The 22,083-nt window shown below is 68.8% G+C and carries 25 protein-coding genes and 1 tRNA gene; 11 read left to right on the top strand and 15 right to left on the bottom strand.

What is annotated here, in order from left to right:
• Positions 1 to 269: 269 nt before the first annotated feature.
• Positions 270 to 336, top strand: a tRNA-Lys gene (locus VFR64_10185).
• 315 nt (positions 337 to 651) lie between these two features.
• On the opposite strand, the gene VFR64_10180 is transcribed toward VFR64_10185, so the two are convergent.
• Positions 652 to 972 carry a GYD domain-containing protein gene (locus VFR64_10180; GenBank protein ID HET9490106.1) on the bottom strand — a complete coding sequence of 107 codons (321 nt, stop codon included), beginning with the start codon at positions 970 to 972 and terminating at the stop codon, positions 652 to 654.
• A 294-nt stretch (positions 973 to 1,266) separates the two neighbouring features.
• Entirely contained in the window at positions 1,267 to 1,689 is a 423-nt protein-coding gene (locus VFR64_10175; GenBank protein ID HET9490105.1) for an ester cyclase, read from the bottom strand.
• A 349-nt stretch (positions 1,690 to 2,038) separates the two neighbouring features.
• Between VFR64_10175 and VFR64_10170 the strand changes: the two genes are divergently transcribed.
• The 3 genes from VFR64_10170 (at position 2,039) to VFR64_10160 (ending at position 5,315) form a co-directional block, all read left to right on the top strand.
• Positions 2,039 to 2,419, top strand: a complete 381-nt coding sequence (locus VFR64_10170) for a DUF4440 domain-containing protein (protein ID HET9490104.1) — start codon at positions 2,039 to 2,041, stop codon at positions 2,417 to 2,419.
• 197 nt (positions 2,420 to 2,616) lie between these two features.
• Positions 2,617 to 4,404, top strand: coding sequence for a 2-oxoacid:acceptor oxidoreductase subunit alpha (locus VFR64_10165; protein HET9490103.1), 1,788 nt, complete (start codon positions 2,617 to 2,619; stop codon positions 4,402 to 4,404).
• Entirely contained in the window at positions 4,401 to 5,315 is a 915-nt protein-coding gene (locus VFR64_10160; protein ID HET9490102.1) for a 2-oxoacid:ferredoxin oxidoreductase subunit beta, read from the top strand. Before VFR64_10165 ends, VFR64_10160 begins: the two co-directional genes overlap by 4 nt.
• A 62-nt stretch (positions 5,316 to 5,377) precedes the next feature.
• On the opposite strand, the gene VFR64_10155 is transcribed toward VFR64_10160, so the two are convergent.
• Genes VFR64_10155 through VFR64_10140 form a run of 4 tightly spaced genes read right to left on the bottom strand, consistent with a single transcriptional unit; the run spans position 5,378 to position 9,355 of the window.
• The gene (locus tag VFR64_10155) at positions 5,378 to 6,238 is read right to left on the bottom strand and encodes a glycerophosphodiester phosphodiesterase family protein (GenBank protein HET9490101.1); all 861 of its coding nucleotides are present in this window, start codon (positions 6,236 to 6,238) and stop codon (positions 5,378 to 5,380) included.
• A 1-nt stretch (position 6,239) separates the two neighbouring features.
• Positions 6,240 to 7,121 carry a sn-glycerol-3-phosphate ABC transporter permease UgpE gene (gene ugpE / locus VFR64_10150; GenBank protein ID HET9490100.1) on the bottom strand — a complete coding sequence of 294 codons (882 nt, stop codon included), beginning with the start codon at positions 7,119 to 7,121 and terminating at the stop codon, positions 6,240 to 6,242.
• Entirely contained in the window at positions 7,118 to 7,999 is an 882-nt protein-coding gene (locus VFR64_10145) for an ABC transporter permease subunit (protein ID HET9490099.1), read from the bottom strand. The genes ugpE and VFR64_10145 overlap by 4 nt, the downstream gene beginning before the upstream one ends.
• Before the next feature lie 30 nt (positions 8,000 to 8,029).
• Positions 8,030 to 9,355 carry an extracellular solute-binding protein gene (locus VFR64_10140; GenBank protein HET9490098.1) on the bottom strand — a complete coding sequence of 442 codons (1,326 nt, stop codon included), beginning with the start codon at positions 9,353 to 9,355 and terminating at the stop codon, positions 8,030 to 8,032.
• A gap of 544 nt (positions 9,356 to 9,899) precedes the next feature.
• Between VFR64_10140 and VFR64_10135 the strand changes: the two genes are divergently transcribed.
• Positions 9,900 to 10,124, top strand: a complete 225-nt coding sequence (locus VFR64_10135) for a hypothetical protein (protein ID HET9490097.1) — start codon at positions 9,900 to 9,902, stop codon at positions 10,122 to 10,124.
• Between the two features lie 10 nt (positions 10,125 to 10,134).
• Here VFR64_10135 and VFR64_10130 read toward each other — a convergent pair whose 3' ends face one another.
• Both VFR64_10130 and VFR64_10125 read right to left on the bottom strand, forming a co-directional pair.
• Complete coding sequence (locus VFR64_10130) at positions 10,135 to 10,524, bottom strand: DUF6524 family protein (GenBank protein ID HET9490096.1); 390 nt, start codon at positions 10,522 to 10,524, stop codon at positions 10,135 to 10,137.
• Positions 10,525 to 10,568: 44 nt separating this feature from the next.
• Entirely contained in the window at positions 10,569 to 11,315 is a 747-nt protein-coding gene (locus VFR64_10125) for a sulfite exporter TauE/SafE family protein (protein ID HET9490095.1), read from the bottom strand.
• A gap of 60 nt (positions 11,316 to 11,375) precedes the next feature.
• Here VFR64_10125 and VFR64_10120 point away from each other — a divergent pair, with 60 nt between their 5' ends.
• Entirely contained in the window at positions 11,376 to 13,712 is a 2,337-nt protein-coding gene (locus tag VFR64_10120; GenBank protein ID HET9490094.1) for a xanthine dehydrogenase family protein molybdopterin-binding subunit, read from the top strand.
• Between the two features lie 24 nt (positions 13,713 to 13,736).
• The gene (locus VFR64_10115) at positions 13,737 to 14,669 is read left to right on the top strand and encodes a fumarylacetoacetate hydrolase family protein (protein ID HET9490093.1); all 933 of its coding nucleotides are present in this window, start codon (positions 13,737 to 13,739) and stop codon (positions 14,667 to 14,669) included.
• Here the strand turns inward: VFR64_10115 and VFR64_10110 are convergent.
• From VFR64_10110 to VFR64_10080, 7 genes are all read right to left on the bottom strand, one after another.
• On the bottom strand, positions 14,666 to 15,652 hold the full coding sequence (locus tag VFR64_10110) for a multicopper oxidase domain-containing protein (GenBank protein HET9490092.1): 987 nt from the start codon (positions 15,650 to 15,652) through the stop codon (positions 14,666 to 14,668). The two genes, VFR64_10115 and VFR64_10110, sit on opposite strands and share 4 nt — an antisense overlap.
• 15 nt (positions 15,653 to 15,667) lie before the next feature.
• A complete protein-coding gene (locus tag VFR64_10105) occupies positions 15,668 to 17,050 on the bottom strand; it encodes an ATP-binding protein (GenBank protein HET9490091.1) in 1,383 nt (460 codons plus the stop codon).
• A gap of 9 nt (positions 17,051 to 17,059) precedes the next feature.
• On the bottom strand, positions 17,060 to 17,728 hold the full coding sequence (locus VFR64_10100; GenBank protein ID HET9490090.1) for a response regulator transcription factor: 669 nt from the start codon (positions 17,726 to 17,728) through the stop codon (positions 17,060 to 17,062).
• Positions 17,729 to 17,734: 6 nt separating this feature from the next.
• Positions 17,735 to 18,418 carry a cytochrome b/b6 domain-containing protein gene (locus VFR64_10095; GenBank protein ID HET9490089.1) on the bottom strand — a complete coding sequence of 228 codons (684 nt, stop codon included), beginning with the start codon at positions 18,416 to 18,418 and terminating at the stop codon, positions 17,735 to 17,737.
• An 11-nt stretch (positions 18,419 to 18,429) separates the two neighbouring features.
• Positions 18,430 to 18,924, bottom strand: a complete 495-nt coding sequence (locus VFR64_10090) for a cytochrome C (GenBank protein ID HET9490088.1) — start codon at positions 18,922 to 18,924, stop codon at positions 18,430 to 18,432.
• Positions 18,925 to 18,929: 5 nt separating this feature from the next.
• Entirely contained in the window at positions 18,930 to 19,307 is a 378-nt protein-coding gene (locus VFR64_10085) for a DUF1924 domain-containing protein (GenBank protein ID HET9490087.1), read from the bottom strand.
• A gap of 125 nt (positions 19,308 to 19,432) precedes the next feature.
• A complete protein-coding gene (locus VFR64_10080; GenBank protein HET9490086.1) occupies positions 19,433 to 19,762 on the bottom strand; it encodes a BON domain-containing protein in 330 nt (109 codons plus the stop codon).
• Between the two features lie 130 nt (positions 19,763 to 19,892).
• On the opposite strand from VFR64_10080, the gene VFR64_10075 reads away from it, so the two are divergent.
• The 4 genes from VFR64_10075 to VFR64_10060 all read left to right on the top strand — a co-directional run bounded on the left by VFR64_10075 (position 19,893) and on the right by VFR64_10060 (position 21,959).
• Complete coding sequence (locus VFR64_10075) at positions 19,893 to 20,198, top strand: cytochrome c (protein ID HET9490085.1); 306 nt, start codon at positions 19,893 to 19,895, stop codon at positions 20,196 to 20,198.
• 132 nt (positions 20,199 to 20,330) lie between these two features.
• Complete coding sequence (locus tag VFR64_10070; GenBank protein ID HET9490084.1) at positions 20,331 to 20,540, top strand: hypothetical protein; 210 nt, start codon at positions 20,331 to 20,333, stop codon at positions 20,538 to 20,540.
• 45 nt (positions 20,541 to 20,585) lie between these two features.
• Entirely contained in the window at positions 20,586 to 21,686 is a 1,101-nt protein-coding gene (locus VFR64_10065) for an enolase C-terminal domain-like protein (protein HET9490083.1), read from the top strand.
• Positions 21,687 to 21,791: 105 nt separating this feature from the next.
• Positions 21,792 to 21,959 carry a DUF1328 domain-containing protein gene (locus VFR64_10060; GenBank protein ID HET9490082.1) on the top strand — a complete coding sequence of 56 codons (168 nt, stop codon included), beginning with the start codon at positions 21,792 to 21,794 and terminating at the stop codon, positions 21,957 to 21,959.
• Positions 21,960 to 22,083 lie beyond the last annotated feature (124 nt).

Here is a 22,083-nt window from a genome sequence, read left to right as displayed (position 1 = left end):
CTCGTAGAACCGTCACGACGACCATCTCCCTCATGGCAAGATGGCCACCAGCACGTGGCCTCCGCGATAGCACCTTCCCGTCGGGCTCCGCCTATCCCCGAATCGACGCGAATGGGGAGCGGCCTCCGAAGCCCCGGCTTGTGTAACGGCGCAGTCGCCTCCGCTGTGTAGACAGCTTGTAGACAGTTCGGAGCGTATCAAGGCGAGCGGCAGAGTAGACGGCCGGAGATGATATGCCAGTAGAATCACGCGCGTAGGTAGCTGTGCGTAGCATCGCGGAAGTGCACCTCACTCTTAATCAGCGGGTCCAAGGTTCGAGTCCTTGACGGCCCACCAATCGGATTGGGGAGCTCAGCGCCGGCGGGCTCCCCGATCCGCTTTTGGTACTGGAATGCCAAGGGGGAGTGGGCGCGCTGCGCCTGCTACTCCCCCTCTTCTGGCTATGCGCCCCGGCAAAAGTCGGGGCCTCTGGAAGGTTCGAGTCGCCGCCGAGAGCGGCTAGCGCGCTCTCGGCGGCGGCTCCATCGTCGGGTGGCGTACCCTCCATGAACTACCCGAGTAGCCCCGTCCGTTGGCGAAGTCAAGTGCCAGCGCGTCGAGAAGGCGCTTGGCATCGTCCCTCCGTTCCCGTTTCACCGGGTGAGGCCGAGATCAGCGGCCAGGAGGACCGTAGCTGATCGTCTTTTTCGTGGCCTGGTCCATTTCCTCCGGTGTCATCAGCACGGTCGTTCTCGCGTTGACTGCTCCGCTGCCAGTGACGGCAAGGGAGATGGCGGCGGCGCTGGCATTGTCGGGTACGTCCGCGATGGCGTACACGTCGGTCTCGCCAAAGGCGAAATAGAAGGCCTCGAGCTTGCCGCCCACTCCTTTCACTGCGGATTCCGCCGCGGCGCGTCTCTTGGAGCCTCCATCTTTCATGAGACCTCTAACGCCTTCGGCCGTGTATGACGCTTGGATCATGTACTTCGGCATACGGCACCTCCCAACAACGATGCGTTCCTTGACCGCTTACAGGTCCCGGACTACCCTGACGACGCCGGCCGGTTCCCCGGCCCACGCACCTGCGGAAGGAGGCATCCATCTGGCCGTGGACGGGGCCAGGGTGTCCGATCTGCGCGTGTCGGACCTGATGGTCCGTCGCGTTGTCACCTGCGTGCCGGACGAAAGCGATACGCGGGTCATGGCCCAGATGACTCACCACCGCGTGAGGCACGTTCCCGTGGTGGAGAGCGGCGTGCTCAAGGGCATCGTCAGCATCGGGGACGGCTACGCAGCGATCGATAGAACGCCGAGCTGGCGCAGGAGGTGGGCGGTGTCCCAGTACACCCACTCACGCACCAGGTGTCCCCGTCGAACCTCCACGATGCTGCAACCGCGCACCACGGCGGATCGATTCGTGGCTGGGATCCCCATCAGCTCACCGCGATGTGTTCCAGTGCCCGTCCACCGCACGACGACATAATCCCCGCTCGTCAGTAGCTGCTCGACATCGAGGTGGAGGTCAGGGAATGCCCTCAGGTACATCTGCAGGACCTCGCGACCAGCTTCTCGACCGCTGATCGCTTGTGGGAGTGTGTCGGATTCTTGGACGTACTTCTCGTCCAGTAGCTTGGCGTAGCGGGCTGGATCGTGAGCGTTCCATGCGTCGAAGGATTTACGAACAACCTCGAGGTTCTCTTTCTCAGCCATCACATTCCCTCCGTGGGCGACTCGTCCTCACGTGTATGGGGAGCATGTCGGAGGTGGGCCCGCGGCGGACTTCTGCCCTGAGAACGCATGATGAGATGTTGGAGAATTATTCGAGTCGCCGGTCCAGGGGCATCTGATGCCTCCCCTGAGAGCGGGTGGGTCAGGACGGTAGCAGGACTCTGCGCCGGTTAGCGACGGCTGTCAAGGACGCTGCTTGACTGCTCCAGACACGGCGGGCTACGCTCGCGATACCGTTCCGACCTTCACCGGCCCGGCGGTTTGGAGGTCGTGCATGAAGTGGCCCCGATCCGGCACGAGACAGTCCCTCCTCACCAGCTCAAGGCCCTCTATGAAGGAGGATGTGATGAGCCGATCAGACATCGCCGCCGTAAATCGCCAGTTCGAGGAGGCCGCCCGCAAGGGAGACGTTGACCGCCTCGCTGCGCTCTACACGCCCGATGCGATGGCGTTTCCGCCTGACGGACCGATCGTCAAAGGTCGTGACAGTATCAAGCAGATGTGGGCCTCGGTTGCGCAGCAGCTGGGGCTGAAGGACGTCCGGCTCAACACGCTGGACTTCGAACAGGCGGGCGACACTGGTTATGAAGTAGGTGAGGCGACGCTGACGCTCAGCAGTGGCACAGCTGTCGTGAAATTTGTCGTCGTGTGGAAGAAGGTTGATGGGCAGTGGCGGCTCCATCGAGACATCTGGAACGCGAAGGGAGCATAGCATCGGATTTCCGATGACGTCTTGACCGCGCCCCCTGTTCGGCGCAGGATTGCTGGGGCAATCGTGGGATCGCTGCTGCCGGCGCTCGCCCTCACCCCACAGGGTGGCGTTTCCGGGGCAGCCCGGTTCCCGTCGCGCGGGGCGCACGGCGCGGACCGCCGCAAGAGTCACCTATGCGCTCCGACAGGAGATCGGTGGTGCGCAGACTCGACCTTGCCATCGGTATCGGCGGCGCGGCGGGCCAGGGGATCGCCACTCCGGGCGACATTCTGGCGCGGATCTTCGTGCGCCGCGGGCTTCACGTGAACGCCTACAATGCCTACCAGTCCATCATTCGCGGCGGCCACATCTTCCTGACTCTCCGCACGAGTGACCAGCCTGTGCTGAGTCAGGGCGACAAGATCGACGTGCTCATGCCGTTGAACCAGGACACGATGAATCGACACCTGAAGCTGATGCGAGCAGGCTCGGCAGTGCTGTTCAACAGCGACACGATCAAGCCAGGTGTCGTTCCCGACGGCGTGCAGCTCTGCCCGTTTTCCGTCAAAGCGCTGGCGCCCACCACCCGGGGCGATCTCGTCCAGAACACCCTCGCGCTGGCCGCCGTCCTGCGCTTGATCAAGGTCGAGTTCGAGATTCTCGAGGAGATCTTGACGCTCCAGTTCAGGCGGAAGGGCGCGGCCGCCGTGGCCGAAAACGTGGGTGTCGCGCGCGCGGGGTACGACTACGCGGCGACGCATTTCACGGCCTTGCCGTTCTCGCTGCCCGACACGGGCAAACGACTGGCCTTCTTCGAAGGCAACCAGGCTCTGGCCATGGGCGGCGCGGCCGCCGGCGTGCGCTTTTACTGTGCCTATCCCATGAGCCCGTCGTCGGGCGTGCTGCACTGGATGGCGCGGCACGCGCGCCAGCTCGGCATCATGGTGCGCCAGGTCGAGGACGAGATCGGAGTGATCAACATGGCCATCGGAGCGGCCCACACGGGGTGCCGCGCCATGTGCGCGACCTCCGGCGGCGGCTTTGCCCTCATGAGCGAAGCCCTGGGCGCGGCGGCCATGATGGAAATCCCGGTCGTCTGCATCAACGTCCAGCGGGCCGGACCGGCCACGGGAGTGCCCACCAAGACCGAGCAGGGCGATCTCTGGCAAGTGATGGGGGCCGGCCAGGGAGACTATCCGCGGATCATCGTCGCGCCGACGAACATCGGGGATTGCTTCAAGGTCGTCCCCACGCTCTTCAACCTGGTCGACAAGTTTCAGTGTCCCGGCATCATCCTCTCGGATCTGCTGCTGTCCGAAGGTCGGTCCAGCATCGATCCGGCGGAGCTGGATTTCAACGTGCCCATCGACCGCGGTGACGTCGTCGGCCTCAACGGTGACGGGCCGCCCGTGAACGGTGGCTTCAAGCGCTACCTCGTCACCGAGAGCGGCGTCTCCCCACGGGCGTTGCCGGGGACCCCCGGATACGTCCACGTGGTGGCCACCGACGAGCACGACGAGGACGGCGTGCTGATCAGCGACGAATTCACGGACCCGCACAAGCGCCAGGCCATCCACGAGAAGCGGATGCGCAAGATGGACGGGGTCCTTCCGCTCCTGGCCCCGCCGGTCCTTCATGGGCCCGCCGACGCGCACGTCACCCTGGTGGGCTGGGGTTCGACCGAAGGCGTCATTCGCGAGGCCATGCAACAGCTGGCCGAAGCCGGCATCGTGGCCAACAACCTCCAGATCAGATGGCTCGTCCCCCTGCACGCAGAAGCGATCGTGTCGATCCTGTCCCGATGCCGCGCGGTCATCATTGTCGAGAACAACTACAGCGGGCAGTTCGCGCGCTACCTGAGAGCGGAGACCGGGATCGTCGCCGGCGGCCATATCCGAAAATACGACGGAGAGCCGTTCATGCCGCACCACATCGTGGACGGTGTCACCGCCATTCTGGCGGGCTCGACCAAACGCTACGTGCCCGTGCACGAGATCCAGGTGTGAAGGAGACGACGATGGCCACCATGGCTCAGACCGAGCACGTCAAGGTGACGGTCAAGGATCTCAAGGGCAAGGTCGATCCCGACTGGTGTCCGGGGTGTGGCGACTTCGGCGTGCTGGCGGCCCTGAAGCAAGCGATCGCCGAGCTGGGGCTCCAGCCCCATACGGTCCTCACCATCAGCGGCATCGGCTGCTCGTCGAACCTGCCCGGGTATCTCAACACGTATGGCATGCACACCTTGCATGGCCGCGCCCTGGCGGTGGCCACCGGCGCTCAGCTGGGCAATCACCACTTGAAGATCGTCGTGACGGGCGGAGACGGTGACGGGTACGGCATCGGGGGCAATCACTTCGTGCACGCCATGCGCCGCAACGTCGACCTGACCTATATCGTCATGAACAACCAGATCTATGGTCTGACGACCGGCCAGCTCTCCCCCACCAGCAGCAAGGGGATGAACACGAAGAGCACTCCTTTCGGTAGCGTCGAGAACCCCGTCAATCCGATTCCCCTGGCCATCGCCGCCGGGGCCACGTACGTGGCTCGGGGATTCACCGGTCAGCAGAAGCAGCTGGTCGAGCTGATCAAGGGGGGCCTGCAGCACAGAGGCTTCGCCCTGATCGACACCTTCAGTCCCTGCGTGACGTACAACCACGACAACACCCATGAGTTCTTCAAGCAGAGGACGCGCAAGCTGGAAGAGATGGGTCATGACCCCACCGACGTTCACGCCGCCATGGAGAAGGGCTGGCTGTGGGGCGAGGTCATCCCGATCGGCCTCTTCTGGAGGCGCCAGGATCTGCCGGCGCTGGATCAGCTAGAACCGGTCCTCGGTGCGGGCGGCCCGCTGGCGCATCGTCCACTGGGGGTCGCCCCGGACATTGCGCGAGCGCTCATCGCAGAGTTGATGTAACCGCCCTTGACTCGGGGGGGCGGGGTGACGCGGGTGACGCCGCGGGGAAGGCGCCGCCTGGGTCAGCGGCCGGACAACAGCGTCCGGGCCAGGTCGGGCCGGTCGGTGATCAGCACGTCCACGCCGAAGTCGATCATCCGGCGCATCGCCGCTTCGTCATTGACCGTCCAGGCGCCGATCCGGAGGCCACGTGCGCGGGCAGCCGCGACCAGGGCCGGCGTGATCAGGGTGTGCTGGATGCCGATGTCGGTGGCCCCGGCGTCGGCGGCCCAGGCGACGGCCGCCGCCGGTACGGCGCCCTCGCGGCCGAGCCGGCGCGCGGAGACGACCAGGCTCGTGCGGATCGTGGGATCGAGCTCCCGCACGCGTCGGACGATCGAGGGCTCGAACGACATGACGACGGTGCGGGGGACGAGCCCGCGCGCCCGGAGCAGACGGAGCACCCGATCCTCGATCCCGGGGTAGGGTTCCCGGCGCGGCGCGGTCTTGATCTCGAGCAGCAGGCCGGTCCCGGTGGGGTGGACGAGGTCCAGGACCTCCTCGAGCGTCGGGATCCGCTCGGCGCCGCCGTCCCTCAGGCGGTGGGCGCGGAGCTCCTCGAGCGTGGCCGCGCGGACCGCCCCGATCCCTGTCGTCGTGCGCTCGAGCGTGGGGTCGTGGATCACCACGAGCCGGTCGTCCCGGGTGAGGTGGACGTCGAGCTCCAGGAAGTCCACGCCGAGCGCCAGGGCGCTCCGGAAGGCCAGCAGCGAGTTCTCCGGCCAGAGCCCGGCCCCACCGCGATGGGCGGCCAGCAACGCCGCCGGGGCGCGGCCGGCGAACCCGGCAGCCAGGAGCGCGGCCACCCAGACCCCGAGCAGGAGCCAGGTGGCCGTCCGGCCTCCGGGCCCCCCGCGCTCACGGTGCCGCTCCGCGTCGGCCATGCTACTTCTCGGGCTCGGTCAGGCCCTTGACGAACCACCGCTGCATCGCGACGACCACGGCGATCGGGGGCAGCAGCGCCATCACCGCCGCCGCCATGACCAGGTTCCATTCCGGCAACTGGGTCCCCGTGGGGACGAACGCCGCGATACCCGTCACCACCACGCGCATGTCCTCGGAGCTGGTGATCATCAACGGCCACAGGTACTGGTTCCAGCCATAGATGAACATGACGACGAAGAGGGCGGCGATGTTGGCCCAGGAGATCGGCAGCAGGATCGACCAGAAGAACCGCATCGGCCCCGCCCCGTCGATCTGGGCGGCGTCCGACAGCTCGTCCGGGACCGTCAGGAAGAACTGGCGGAACAGGAAGGTCGCGGTCGCCGACGCGATCAGCGGGATGGTCAGCCCCGCGTAAGTGTTGATCCAGCCGAGGTCGCTGATCACCTTGTACGTCGAGATGATGCGGACGGGCACCGGGAGCATCAGCGTCACGAAGATCATCCAGAACACGACTTCCCGGCCGCGGAACCGGAAGTACACGATGGCGAAGGCCGAGAGCATCGAGACCGCGATCTTCCCCACGCTCACCGTGAGCGCGATGATCAGGCTGTTCAGGAGCAGGCGGCCCATGTGGATGCGGTGCCAGACCTCGGTGTAGTTGGTCCAGAAGTGGCTTCCCGGCAGCACCCGGGGCGGCGAGGCGGTGGCCTCGGCGATGGTCTGGGTGCTGATGACGAACGCGTAATAGAGGGGAAAGCCGAGGGCCAGCACGGCCAGGACGAGCAGCGCGTGTATGGCCAGCCGTCCCCACGCGCGCCGGCGCCGGGCAGCCCCGACGCGGGGCCGAGTGAGCGTCGCCTCGGCGCTCCACTCGATGCTCAATAGAAGACCTTCCGCTGCGTGTACCGGAACTGGAGCATCGTGAGGACGATGACCATCGTCATCAGAACCACGGACTCGGCCGCGGACAGTCCGAGCCGGAGGTTCACGAAGCCGTCCAGGTAGACCTTGTAGACCATGATCGTCGTGGCGTTGCCCGGCCCGCCCTGCGTGACCGCGTGGATGATGCCGAAGGTCTCGAAGAAGGCGAACACCATCATGATGATGAACAGGAAGAACGTCACCGGCGAGAGCAGGGGGAACGTGATCGCCCAGAACCGCCGGACGGGCCCCGCGCCGTCCACGCTGGCGGCCTCGAGGACGGAGTCCGGGATCGACTGCAGGCCGGCCAGGTAGAAGGCCACGCCGTAGCCGAGCCGCGCCCAGGTTGCCGCGAGGATGACCAGCAGCATCGCGATTCGGCCCTCGAGGAGCCAGTTGAGCTCGTAGGCGGTGACGGTCGAGAGGAGGTAGGGGACGAGCCCGTACGAGGGGTGAAAGATGAAGAGCCAGATGATCCCGCTCACGGGCGGCGCGATCCCGTAGGTCCACAGCATGGCCGAGCGGTAGACGCCGCGGCCGCGGATCTTCTGGCTGGCCAGCACGGCCAGCGCCAGCGAGCTCGCGAGGGTGAGGAAGGTGACGCCCAGGGCGAACACGAACGACACCTGGATGCTCTGGAGGTAGTCGGCGGAGGTGAAGAGGCGGGTGAAGTTGTCGGCGCCCGTGAAGACCTGCCGGTCACCGAACGGCGAGACCCTGAACAGAGAGAGCCGGAGGGACTCGAAGGCCGGCCAGAAGAAGAAGACGAGCGTGATCAGGACCTGCGGCGCCACCAGGACATAGGGGAGCCACGGGTTGCGGAAGACCCTCGCCCTCATGCGGGACGCCCGGCTGGCTCCGGTGCCCGGCTACCGGTAGAGCGCGGCGAATTCCTTGAGGATGTCGTTGGCCTTCGCCACCGCGGTGTCCAGCCCCTGCTGGGCCGTCTTCTTCCCGGCCAGGACATTCTCCAGCTCGGCCTCGATCACGGCACGGATCGCCACGAAGTCGCCCAGGCGGATGCCCTGGCTGTTGGGCGTCGTCCGGCCACTGGTGATCTGGGCGAAGGCGGTCCACATGGCGGGCTGCTTCCGGAAGTGCCCCACCCGCTCGAGGTGCTTCAGCGCCGGCGTGCTGATGGGGAGGTAACCGGTCTCCGCGTGCCACCAGGCCTGCTGCTCGACCTGGCCCAGGAACTCCAGGAACTTCGCGACCGCCCTGTACTCCGCGGGCTTGTGGCCCTTCATGACCCAGAGCGTCGCGCCGCCGATGATCGAGTTGCCCTGCGGGTAGCCGGCCAGCCGGGGCAGGCTGCCGGTGCCCCACTCGAATTTCGCCGTCTTCACGAGCGAGCCGATGACGCCCGTCGAGGCGATCCCGATCGCCGCGTCGCCGTTCTTGATCGGCTGGTCGCCCTTGCTGCCCCGGCCCGAGTACGTGAAGAGCCCCTCCTTCTGCCAGCGGGCGAGCATCGACCAGAGCTTGACCCCGAACTCGCCGTTGATCAGGAGCCGGGTCGCCATGTCGGCGAACCCGTTTTCCTTGTCGGCGAAGGGCTGGTCGTGCCAGGCATGAGCGTTCTCGGCGAGCGTCCAGGAAGGCCAGGCGACGGTGAAGCCGATCTTGGCGGCCCCCGACGAGACGACCGCCCGGGCCGCCTTCTCGATCTCGTCGAACGTCGCCGGGGCCTTGCCGGGATCGAGGCCGGCCTTCTTGAGGATCGTCTTGTTGTAGTAGAGCACCGGCGTGGAGGAGTTGAACGGCATCGAGTAGAGCTTGCCGTCCTTGGAGTAGTAGGACTTCACGACGCTGAGATACTCGTCCCAGTTGACCTTGATGCCCTGGTCCGCCATGAGCTGGTACACGGGGTACACCGCCCCCGAGGAGAGCATGGTCTGGGTGCCGACCTCGTAGACCTGCACGATGTGCGGCGGGGCCTTGGCCCGGTACGCGGCGACCGCCGCCGTCAGGGTCTCGGCGTACGTCCCCTTCCGCAGCGCGACCACCTGGTACTCGCTCTGGCTCGCGTTGAACTTGTTCACGAGGTCCATCACCCGCTCGCCCAGGAAGCCCGTGTGAGCATGCCACCAGACGATCTCGGTCTTCGCGAGCGCGGGCGCGGCCAGCCCGCCGCCGGTGATCGCGAGCAGCGTCAGAGCCGCGGCCAGGATCGAGCGGCCCAGCACGTGTTTCATCGCGCGCACCTCCTGTCGGGTCGGTCCACCGCCGGCCGAGTATAGGGTACGGGTTCCCCTCTGGCAACGACGCGCGGACTCCGCGAGAGAGCTGAAAGCGATGGGGAACGTCCAGGAATGCTAAGGGGGAGTGGGCGCAGCGCGCCTGCTACTCCCCCTCTTCTGGCCATGCGCCCCGGCAAAAGCCGGGGCCTCTGGAAGGTTTGAGTCGCCGCCGAGAGCGGCTAGCGCGCTCCCGGCCGCGGCGGCGAGCGGGGGTTTGTCGTCGACACCGTAGATGAGACCGGCCGGCTTCTTAGGCCTGCACGCCTCGCCGCATCGAGGTCACGTCACACACCCCTGGTGGCGTGGGAAGCGACATCCGGAAGGCGCACAAGCCTCCTCACTGCGCGCGGCGCTGACGATGGGATCCCGACTATACTGAGTCCGTCCCGACCGGACAGCGCGTGGTCATGGCACGGACGCGGGGCCGGATCGGGCGGATCGGCCGCGAGCCGAGACGAACGCCTACGGAGTGACAGAGCGTCGGAGCAGGCTCGGGCCCATGGAGATCACCGAGCGCAGAACAGCTGACGTGGTGACGCTGAGCCTGTCGGGCGAGCTGGACACGACGACGGCCAAAGCGTTCGAGGCGGCGGTTCTCGGCCGCATCGAATCCGGGGACCGACGCTTCATCAAGGAGCCGGTGCGAGAAGTCTTCGACGTCGCCGGCTTTTCGACCCTGTTCCCCGTCCACCAGTCACACGAGGAGGCCCTGCAGAAGGTGTGAGGCAGACCGGTCAGGCCGGCCGGCGACGACGCAGCAACGACCACGACATGCCGACGGCCAGGATACCGGCGACGCAGAACAGGCCGAGCCACGAGATGGCGGCCGCGTTGTCGATTGGCAGCCAGCCCCAGTCGGCGATGAGCCAGAAGAAGGCGGCGAGGAAGGCGTTGGCCAAGAGCAGGCCGAGGCCGCCGATCGAGCGCAGGGTAGCTTTCAGGCAGATGACCCAGCCGATGAGCAGTACGACGCCGACGAAGACGATCGGCGGACGCCACTGCCAGCCCGTCTGCTCCCCCCACGCGTAAAACGAGTACGGCGTAGGGTTGTAGGTCGCCCCCACGACCAGCAACGCGAAGGCGAAGCGTGCGAGGAACCCGGTGACCGTCACGCGGCTTCTCACAGCGATGCATTGTGCCACACCGGCGGGCCGCCGGCGGCCATCGGCTAGAGAGTCCGCGCGATCAGGGTGACGCCGGTGAGCAGCAGGGCGGCCGCCACGACGCGCGCCACCGTGGCCGGAGCCGCCCGCACGTGCAGGCGGTTGCCGACCCACACGCCGATCCAGGCCATCGGGAGCAGGATCGTCACCGCGATCCAGAGCGCGCGGGAGAGCAGGAGACCGGCGAGCGCGAAGGCTACCACGCGCAGGCCGACGTTCAAAATCACCATCTGGGAGATCGTTGCGCGCTGGGCCGCCGGGTCGGGGACCCGGCCGGTGATGTACATCACGTAGGGCGGCCCGCCCATGCCGAAGAGGGCGCCCACCACCCCGCCGGCGAGCCCGGCGGGCGCGGCCCACCACCGCGTGAGGCGACGGGGCGCCTGCCGACGCACCAGCACGTACACTGCGTAGGCGCACACGAACATGCCGAGAGCCAGCAGCGTGGCGTTGCGGGGCAGGCTGACGAGCAGGGTGACGCCCAGCGTGAGCCCGACCAGGGTGAAGGGCACGAGGGTCAGGAGCTCGCGGGTGTCCGCTTGGCGGCGCGTGTGAAAGGCCAGGGCCAGCGCCGAGCCCAGGTCGAGGATCGAGGCCAGCGGTAGCACGAACACGAGCGGCAGGACGTGCGCCAGCAGCGGAATCGTGATCGGCGAGGCGCCGAATCCGGTGACCCCGAAGATCAGGTACCCGACGAAGACCACCAGCGCCGCGAAGATCGCCACTTCGAGAGAGATCGGCACGCTGCTCACCGCCGCGCATTATGCTCGATCCCCTTGCCTTCCGGGGCCCGAGGATGGATAGTCCCCGCCATGATCGGCCAGTCGCCTCGCCGCAAGGAGGACGAGCGTCTCCTCGTCGGCCGAGGCCGGTTCGTCGACGACATCCGCCCGCCCGATCTGCTGCACCTGGCGCTCGTGCGCTCGACCCATGCGCGCGCGGGCCTGACACGCGTGGACGTGAGCGCGGCGCGGGCCCAGCCCGGCGTGATGGCCTTCGTCGCCGGCGACCTCCCCGAGTTGGCGGCCCCGCTGCCTGCGGCCAGCGCGGATGCGACGAACCCGTACGTGGTCCTCGATTCGCCACAGCCCCAGCCCGTCCTGGCGCGGGGACAGGTCCGGCACGTGGGCGAGGCCGTTGCTGCCGTCCTGGCCAGCGACCGCTACCGCGCCGCCGACGCCGCCGAGGCGGTGGTCGTGGAGTACGAGCCGTGGCCGGCCGTGGTCGCCGCCGAGGCGGCGATGCGCGAGGACGCGGCCCGCGTCCACGAGGGCCAGAGCAACGTGGTCGGCCGAATCCAGAAGGTGGTCGGCGACGTGGACCGGGCCTTCGCCGAGGCCGCCGTGGTGGTGGAGGAGCGGCTCGATCACGTCCGCGTGAGCTCGATGGCCCTGGAGCCGCGGGCCGTGTGCGCTTCGTTCGACGCCCACGCGGACGTCCTCACGGTGTGGGCCGGCCACCAGCAGCCCTTCAACCTGCGCGCGGCAGTGGCGTCGTTCCTGGGCCTGGCCGCCGAGCAGGTGCGCGTGATCGTGCCCGACACGGGCGGCGGCTTCGGCCCGAAGATCGCCGTGTACCCGGAGGACGTCCTCGTCCCCGCCCTGGCGTACCGCCTGCGCCGGCCCGTGAAGTGGATCCAGACGCGCACGGAGTTCATGCAGAGCACGCACCAGGCGCGCGAGCAGCACCACCACGCGCGGCTGGCCGCCACCGTGGACGGCCGGCTGCTCGCGCTGGACGTGCGGATCGTGAAGGACGTCGGCGCCTACCATTACTTCTCGATCAACGAGCCGACCAACACCATCAACCACCTGCCGTCCCTGTACCGCATCCCCGCCCTGCGCGCCGAAGGGCTGTCGGTGGTCACGAACAAGGTCCCCAGCTCGCCCTATCGCGGGGCCGGCCGGCCCGAGGCCGTGTTCGTCGTCGAGCGGCTCCTCGATCGCCTGGCCCGCCGGCTCGGGATGGATCCGGCCGAGGTGCGCCTTCGCAACCTGGTCCAGCCCGCTGAGATGCCCTACGCGCCAGACCTCGTCTACCGCGATGGCGTGCCCGTCCGCTACGACGGCGGGGACTACCCCCTCGAGCTGCGGCGGGCGCTCGATCTGGTGGACTACGACACCTGGCGGAAGCGGCAGGCCGAGCTGCGGCGACAGGGCCGTCACGTCGGGCTCGGCATCGCCGCGTACGTGGAGGCCGGCGGCAGTCCCAGTCCGGGAGAGTGGGCCGGGGTGCGGGTCGACGACCAGGGGCAGGTCGCCGTGTCGATCGGCGTGTCGGCTTCGGGTCAGGGTCACGAGACGGTGTTCGCCCAGGTGTGCGCGGAGCACCTGGGCGCGCGCTTCGAGGACATCCGCGTGCGCGGCGGCGACACCTCGCTGGTTCCTCACGGCTACGGCACGGGGGCCAGTCGCGTGGCGATCAACACGGGCAATGCCGTGGCCATGGCGGCGGAGTCCGTACGGCGAAAGGCGTGTCGGGTGGCCGCCCGACTGCTGGAGGCCGGCGAACAGGACATCCGGATCGAGAACGGTCAGGCCTTCGTGGCCGGCGTGCCCTCCCGGGCGATCCCCCTCGGTCGGCTGGCGCGGGCGGCCCTGCGCGACCGCGCGCTCGCCGAGCTCGGCGGCCCTGGCCTGTGGGACACCAAGTTCTACGCCCTGCCGACGGTCACGTGGGCGAGCGGCGTCCACGTGGCCGTCGTCGAGGTCGATCCGGAGACGGGGCGGGTCACCATCCTCAAGTACGTCATGGTTCACGACTGCGGACGGCAGCTGCATCCGGTCATCGTCGACGGGCAGGTGCTGGGCGGGTTCGTCCAGGGCCTCGGCGTGCCCCTGGGCGAGCGCATCGTCTACGACGATCAGGGACAGCTCCTCACCGGCAGCTTGATGGACTACCCCATCCCCCGCGCCGACGACGTCCCCGATGTCGTCACCGAACACCTCGTCTTCCCCACCGACCACAACCCGCTCGGCGTTCGCGGGGTCGGGGAAGGGCCGACCTGCTCTCCGGCCACGGTGATCGCGAACGCCGTCGACGATGCTTTCGACGGCCTGCTGAATATCCGCGATCCGGTGCTGACACCCGCCCGCGTCCGCGCCCTGGTCGAAGCGGCACGCCGCGGCGGCCCCGATCGATCACGTTAGGAACGCGAGAGAGGAGCACGAGCCATGAGCTACAAGCTGCTGAGCTATCAGGCGGGCCGCCAGGCGCGCGCCGGCGTGCTGGTCGGCGACACCGTGTACGACGCGGCCGGAATCACCCGCACGCCGGCGTACGCCAGCGTGCTGCGCGTGCTGGAGGACTGGAGCAAGGCCGAGCGGCTGCTGGCCCGCACGGCCAAGGCCCTGACCAGCGAGAAGCGTCGCGCCCGCGGCGTGCCGCTCGGCCGCAGCCGGCTGCTGGCGCCCGTGCTCTACCCGGGGGCGATCTTTTGCGCCGGCGCCAACTACGCCGACCATGTCCTCGAGATGGCGCGGGCCCAGAACGCCCCGCCGCCCCCGGATCCCCACGAGATCGGCCTGGCGCCCTGGCACTTCATCAAGACCGCGCGCAGCTCGGTCGTCGGCCCTGGCGCGCGGGTCGCGCTGCCGCGCTATTCGCAGAAGGTGGACTGGGAGGTCGAGCTGGTCGCGGTGATCGGCCGTCCGGCGAAGGACGTGACGATTGACCGGGCGCTGGACTGCATCGCCGGCTACACCATCGGCAACGATCTGTCCGCGCGGGACGTGATGCGGCGGCCGCACCTGCCCGATGCCTCGCCGTTCAAGGTGGACTGGCTGAGCCAGAAGTGCTTCGACGGCTCCTGTCCGCTGGGGCCCTGGATCACTCCGGCGAGCGCGATCGCCGACCCTCAGAAGCTCGGCATGAAGCTGTGGGTCAACGACGAGCTGATGCAGGACTCGAACACGAGTCAGATGATCTTCACCACCGCCGAGCAGATCGCGCACCTGTCCACCCGCGTGACCCTGCAGCCGGGCGACCTCGTGATGACGGGAACGCCCGCCGGGGTGGGGATGGGCCGGGGCCGGTTCCTCAAGGCCGGCGACCGGCTCCGGCTCTGGATCGAGGGCATCGGCGAGCTCAGCCACACGATGCGCTAGGGCTCGATCGTGAAGGTTCCGTACATGCCGGCGTAGAAGTGGTCGGCGACGTGGCAGTGCAGCATCCAGGTGCCCGGGTTGTCCGCGCGCATGTCGGCGGTCACCATGCTGCCGGGAAGCAACTCGATAACGTCGGTGCGCCGGGCCGGCGCCTGGAGCGTCTTCCCGTGCCAGTGGAAGGTGTGGAGGTCTTTCTCGTTACCCATCCCCAGCAGATACCAGCGGACGCGCTCGCCGCTTTTCATCACCAAGCCGGGGAGGTTGCCGAAGACGAAACCGTTGATGGCGTGCATGAGCCCGCGCTCGTGGCCGCCGGCCTCGTCGAAGATCATCATGAGCGCGACGAACTCGCGGTCGACGTCGATCGGCGTGCCGTCCGGCCGGGACCGGCCGCGCCCGGTGATGACCAGGGGCCCGAGCAGACCCGCGTTGACGTCGGCCGGCTCGTCCACGTGCGAGTGGTACCACCACACTTTCGAGCTGGCCTCGCCTGTGGCGGGCCCGCTCTCCTCGTCCACGATCCACGTGTAGGTGAAGCGCCCGCCGGGCGCCACGGAGCCGCCGGCCCCGCCGGCCTGGTAGTGGGCGCCTTCCGAATCCTTCGTGTAGCGCACGCCGTGGGGGTGCACGGAGGCCGGCCGCTTCGAGCGGTTGAGGAAGTGAACCTTGATAGTGTCCCCGACCTCTCCGCGCAGGACCGGGCCCAGCACTCCGAGCCAGGACGGCTGGGGCTTCTTCACGGTGAAGGCGTCGTCCGTGTATTCGATGAACCGCGTCTTGGGCCACGCGAGCGCGCCGCGCCAGGGCTCGGGGATGGCGCCGCCGTGCATGAGCTGTTCCTTGCCGGTCGGCGCATAGTTCCACACCGTCTCTTCGGCGGCCAGGTAGTAATGACGCTCGCGCGGTTGCTGCGCGCGCGTGCCCGTCGAGCCCAGGGCCAGGGCCAGCACCAGCGTGGCCAGGGCCATCGTGCGAGTCGCCATGGCACTGCCTCCCGCTCAGGCTGTCTTCACAGTGGCAGCGGCAACGGATCTCCCGGGCAGGTTCCCGACGGCCTGCCGGTCGACGATGCCGGGAAATTCTACGATGACGCAGAGTCCCCGTCCGCCCGGACCGTCCTCGAACCGAACGGCCGCCCGATGCAGCTCGGCGATGCGGTTGACGATCGAAAGCCCCAGCCCGATGCCCGTCTCGCGGCTGCCGGGCAGCCGATGGAAGCGCTGGCCGAGCGTCTGGCGGTCGGCCGCCGCGATTCCCGGACCCTGATCCGTGACGGCGAGGCGGGCCGTGGGTCCGTCGTGAACGACGTCGACGCGGGTGCTGGAGCCGGGAGGACAGTAGCGCGCGGCGTTGTCCACCAGGTTGCGGATCAGGATCGTCAGCAAGCCCGGGTTCCCGCGCAACACGACCGGCGGCCCCATCGCCAGCTCGACCTCCACGCCCCTGGCGAGGGCCATCGGCGCCACCTCGGCGAGCACCTGCCGGGCGAGGTCGCGCAGGTCACACTCCTGGTGCGGGCCGCCCGCATCACCCGGGTCCAGCCGGGCGAGGGTCAGCAGCTGCTCGATCGCCCGCGCCGACCGGTCGCAACCGGCCACGATGTTGTCGAGCGCGGCGCGCCGCTCGGCGTCGGTGGCGGCGGCCCGCGCGACCTCGGCGTGAGCGCGGACCGCGGCGACGGGCGTGCGCAGCTCGTGAGCGGCATCCGCCGTGAACCGCCGCTCGTTGTCGATCGACGCTCGCACGCGCGCGAGCAGGCGATTGAGGCTGTCCACCAGCGGGGCCACTTCGGCCGGCGGGTCGGTGACCTCTAGCGGAGCCAGATTGTCGGGGTCGCGCTGTCGGACCTGGGCGCGGAGGATGGCCAGCGGTCGCGTTCCCCAGCGAACCCCGAGCCAGACGAGCAGGCCCAGGACCGGCAGGGCGAGCAGCATCGGGGTCAGGAGATTGACGCCGATGGCGGCGGCCAGCCGGTCGCGGGCGGCGCGCTCTTCGCCCACCTGGATCAGGTAGCGCTGCCTGCGCGCCCACGTGCTGTAGACCCGCCAGCGGCGTCCGTCGACGTCCGTGTCGCTGAACCCCTCTACCTGCGGCGACAGCCGGGCGTTCGGAGCGTCGGCGGAGCGGACCCGGAGCTCGCGGCCTCGCTCCCAGACCTGGAAGGCCACCTTGTGTCCGTAGGGATGGGCGGCCGGCGCGTGCTCTTCCAGCTCGTCGAGCTCGTGACTCGCCTGGGCCACGAGCAGCGCGGCAGCCTGCGCCAGGTGCGCGTCGAGGAGCTCGTCGATCTCCCGCTGGGCGTCGCGGTAGCTCAGGGCCGCGGTGATCAGCCAGACGACCACGACGGCGCCGAGCACGCCGACGAGCAGCCGGACCTTCATCGGGAGGGATCAGCCATTGGGGCCCCGGGGCATCAGGTAGCCGACGCCGCGGATCGTGCGGATGAGTCCCGGCGCCAGCTTGCGGCGCAGATGGTGGACGTGGACCTCGACCGCGTTGCTCTCGACCTCCCGCCCCCAGGAGTACAGGCGTTCCTCGAGCTGCTCCCGGGAGAGCACGCGCCCGGCATTGAGCATCAGCTCGTGCAGCAGCGCGAACTCGCGGGCGGACAGCTCGACCGGGCGTCCCCGGAAGAGGACGCGATGCTCGGCGGGATCGAGCTCCAGCGCCCCCCGCCGGAAGGCAGGCGCGGCCTCGCCGCTGGCCCGACGGATGAGGGCGCGCAGCCGCGCTGCCAGCTCGGCGAGATCGACAGGCTTGACCACGTAGTCGTCGGCGCCGGCGTCGAGCCCGGTGACCCGATCTTCTATGGCGTCGCGGGCGGTGAGGATCAGGACGGGCGTCTTGTTGCCGGCGGCGCGCAGCCGGCGCAGCATGGTGAGGCCGCTGAGCCCTGGTAGCCCCAGGTCGAGCACGACGGCGGCGAAGGACTCCACCTCGAGCGCGTGCAGCGCGTCCGCGCCATCCCGCACCCAGTCCACCGCGAAGCGCGCCTGCTGGAGTCCGGCCCGCAGGCCCTCACCCAGCAGGGCGTCGTCCTCGACCAGCAACACTCGCATCGATCCTCAGTCGCGCTGGTCGGCGTCGTCCCCACTGGCCTGACGGACCGCCGCCGCGTCAGGGACGACCGCAAGCCCGGGGATGGAGACGACGTCCAGCCAGACCGCCGCCACCAGGGCCAGCAGCGCGGCCCCGACGAGCCAGCGCGCTCCCCGGATGGCCTGGCTCGCCTCGCCGCGCTTGCGGCCCGTGATCATCGCTCCGGTGAGGTTCTCCCGGTGGAGAACGCTGCTGAGGACGACGCCGACGACGTGCACGATCACCACGGCCAGCAGGGTCCAGGCCACCGCCTCGTGGGCCTCGGCGACGGTATCCGGGCCGTCGTTGTAAGCGACGTAGCCGGTGACGCCGACCAGGCCGCCGAGGCCGAGCATCGCCCAGATCGCCCAGCTCCCGCCCGGCGTGTGACCCACGTAGCGCACGCCCCTCAGTGTGACGACAGCGCCGAGATAGTGCAACACGGCGCGGGGCCCGAAGGCGAAGCTGGTGAAGCGGGCGTACCGGGTGCCGGCGATCCCCCAGAGCAGCCGGAACCCGATCAGGACCAGCATGGTGAGGCCGAACAGGACGTGCCAATCACGGTGCCGCTCCGAGTCGGCCGTCAGGAACGCGCCGGCGAACGAGACGACCAGCAGCCAGTGGAACACTCGCGTGGGGACGTCCCACACCAGGATCTTTCGCTGGGTCATGCGCGCATCCCTCATCGGGGCAACCGGACGGCGTCTTCGTCGAAATCTCCCCGCTCGGCTCCGGCATGACAGGCCGCGCAGTCGGCCGGGCTCTTGACCGCGGCGCCACGCCACACCCCCGGCGGGACCTTCCGGTGCTCGCGGCGGAACCACGAGGTCTCCGTGATCCGGATCGCCGTCGGTCCGCCGCGATCCCGACCGGCGTGGCGCGCCAGGACCGCGGCGACCTCGGCGGCCGCCTTCGGATCCAGCGAGGCATCGCTGCCGAAGTGCCGGTCGAGCCCGGCCACGACAGCCTGCCACGAGCGGGCCGGGAGCAGCTGCGGGGGATAGGGCAGGTGGCACGCTCCGCACTCTTTCTTCCAGGTCTCGTTCGCGGGCAGGGCGAAGCGGTCATCGGCGCGCGCCGGGCCGGTCGCCACGAGCGCGAGCACGAGGGGCGCCAGCATCGTGATGAGGCACGCCAGCGCAGCGAGGAGGGCACGGCCGAGGGAGCTCGGATGCATGGTCGTCACTTTCCCAGGAAGAGCAGCCAGGCCAGCACGTCGCCTTTCTCGACAGGTGTGCAGGCCCGACCGAGCACGTCCTTGCAGTTGCGGCGGAACCACTTGTCGACGGTCGCCGGGTTCGTGAACCGCTCCGGGTTGGCGGCAGGAGCCAGGGGGGTGATGGGCTTTCCGGTGGTCGCGTGCCGTCCGGGCCGGCGGGGATCGGGCGTGTGACAGGTGCCACAGCTCCACTCCCCGCCGTGCCTGGCGTTGAAGAACTGCTCCCCGCGCTTGGCAGAGAACCCCGCGAACCCGGGGGTAGCCTGGCGGGCGTCGGCTTCCAGCGCGCCCTGGATCTCGAGGGGGGAGCCGGCGGCCGCCGGCCCGCTGAGGGCAAGCATCCACCCCGCGACAGTCAACCATCCCAGTGCCGATTTCCCCATCTCCACCTCCCGCCGGGTTGTTCCGACGAGAGGAAGATTAGATCGGCGGCCTTAACTGTCGCTTAAGGGCGGCTAGATCCAGCTTAACGCGGCGCGCTGCTCGGCCGCGCCTGCCTGACCTCCAGGTGGCTCACGACATCGCGGACCCCATTGACCCCGCGCGCCGCCTGCTCGGCGCGGGCCTTGTGCTCGGCGGTCGGCACGGTGCCCGTGAGATAGACGACGCCGCGATTGACGTCGACGTCCACCGCCGTCAGCGCGCTGGCGTTTCTGGCCACGATCGTGGCCTTGGTCTCGTGGGTGAGCCACTTGTCGTTGAAGTGCTCCTTGGCCGAGCGGCCGGTGAGCGTCTGACAGCCGGTCGCGAGGCTCGCGATCATCACGACAAGTGATAGGGCGGCCATGGCCTTCATCGAACCCTCCATGATTTGTTCAGCGCGTGGTGGAACGGGCAGGCGAGAAGTCGCGCGGCATTCACGGTATGCTCACCCACGGTGCAAGAACGTCTCCAAGGGAGGGAGCACGACGATGAGGGGTGTGGCGATGACGTTGGGCGCGGCTGCGCTCGCCCTGACGACCTCGGCGGCGGGCCAGCCCGGCGGCGATAAGAGCGAGCCGGGGCGGGCGCTGTTCTTCTCGCAGGGTTGCTACGGGTGTCATCGATTGGGCGCCGCCGGCACCCCGATCGCCTACGATCTCTCGCATATCGGCCGCAAGTACACCGAGGCCGAGCTGCGCGCGTGGCTGCGCGATCCCAAGCAGCAGAAGCCCAACGCGCACATGCCGCGCCTGGCCCTCACCGAAGAGGAGATTCGCGCCCTCGCCCGCTACCTGTCGTCCCTTCGCTGATCAGGCCCCGCCCTCCTGAGAAAAACTTTTCTCATCCAGGGCACCGTCCCACCGAGTTCGAGGAAAGGCCGTAGCGGCATGGGCGTTGCACCTCCGGCGACGACCGCAAGTCTCACCGCAGGAGGAAGAGGCATGGATGCGTTGGTCAAGATGGTCGTGGAGCGCGCCGGCATCAGCGAAGACAAGGCCCGGTCGGCCGTCGATACGGTCGTCGGGTTCCTGAAAGAGCGTGCCCCCGCGGGGCTGTCCGGCCAGATCGATTCCCTGATCCAGGGTGGTGGTGAGGGCTCCGGAGCCGCCGGCATGGCCGGCCGCGTGGGCGAGATGTTCCGCAACAAGTAGAAGCAGGGCGGGGACGGCCGGCTTTCGAGGCATAATGGACGGGCCATGCGCATCCTCACCGCCGAGCCGTTCCTCGTCGACGTCCCGCTGGCGGCGCCCGTCCGGGGTGTTCACGGTACCACCAGCGCGCAGCGCAGTGTGCTGGTCAGGGTCACGACGGATGCCGGCGTGGAAGGGTGGGGCAACGTCGATCCCACCCCGGGCTACTCGCGCGTGACCGCCGTCGACATTCACGACACCGTCGCGCGCATGGCGCCCGCGCTGGTGGGCGCGGATCCCTTCAACCTCCACCGGGCGCTCATGATCATGGACGGCCTGACGGCGGACGGCTTCGAGGCCAAGGCCGCCATCGAGATGGCCTTGCTGGACGCGAAGGGGCGGGCGCTGGATGTTCCGGTGCACTCGCTGCTGGGCGGGGCGCTGACGCGCGACGTCACCCTCAACGCCTGGATCGGCACGGTACCGCCCGAACAGGCCGCGCGCGAGGCGACCGAGTGGCTGCGCCGAGGCTTCACCACGGCGAAGATCAAGGTGGCGGGCGCCGGTGACGAGGGCATCGCGCGGGTGGCCGCCGTGCGGGCCGCCGTCGGCGACGCCTTGGCGCTGCGCGTGGACTTCAACGAGAGCCTCACGCGGGCGGAGTCCGTGCCCGTCATCCGGCGCCTGCAGCCCTTCAAGCTGACGCTGGTCGAGCAGCCCATCCCGCGGACCGACATCGCCGGACTGGCCGAAATCCGGCGAGCCATCGACATCCCCCTCATGGCCGACGAGAGCGTGACCGGGCCGGCATCCCTCGTCGACATCATCCGCCGGGAGGCCGCCGACATCGTGAAGGTGAAGGTCATGAAGCAAGGGGGGCTCGGGCGGACGCGGCAGATGGTCGAGTGCGCGGCGGCGGCCGGGTTGCGCGTCGTCATCGGCCATGGCTTCGGGCTGACCCTGTCGACGCTGGCCGAGGCCGCCGTGGCCGCCACCAGCGAGGCGGTCCTGCCGGGGTGCGAAGCCGTGGGGCCGTTGAAGATGGCGGGCGACGTCGTCGCCGAGCCGGTCAAGCTCGACGGGGGCGTCATCCGGCTCACCGATCGACCCGGCCTCGGCGCCACGATCGATCCCGACGCGCTCAAGCGCTACCGCATCGAGCGCTAGCCCGGCAAAATCTTCCTCAGCTCGCCTGGCATCTGGCATGGCCCGTGCACCCCTACCGGGCTGGTGCCAGCGAACTGAAAGGGAACTGAAAGGAAAGCCAAAGCCATGCTTTACTACGCGCTCATATTCCTCGTCGTGGGAATCATCGCGGGCGTTCTGGGCCTGACCGGGATCGCGGAGATCGCCGGCCAGATCGCCTGGATCCTGTTCATCATCGGGCTGGTGCTCCTCGTCATCCACTTCGTACGGGGCCGATCTCCCCGAGCTCTCTGAGCGTCAGGCGCAGCACCGCTCAGAGCCGGACGGTCCGGGTCACCCAGCCGTTGCTCTCGTAGGGGTTGAGGAGGTTGAACCCTCGCGATCTCCTCCTTCACTCGGGCCGGAGACGGCCCATCGT

This window comes from Candidatus Methylomirabilota bacterium, from assembly GCA_035709005.1.
Lineage (GTDB): Bacteria > Methylomirabilota > Methylomirabilia > Rokubacteriales > CSP1-6 > 40CM-4-69-5.
Note: the sequence above shows the minus strand (reverse complement) of the source record. Positions and strands in the feature narration are given on the sequence as shown.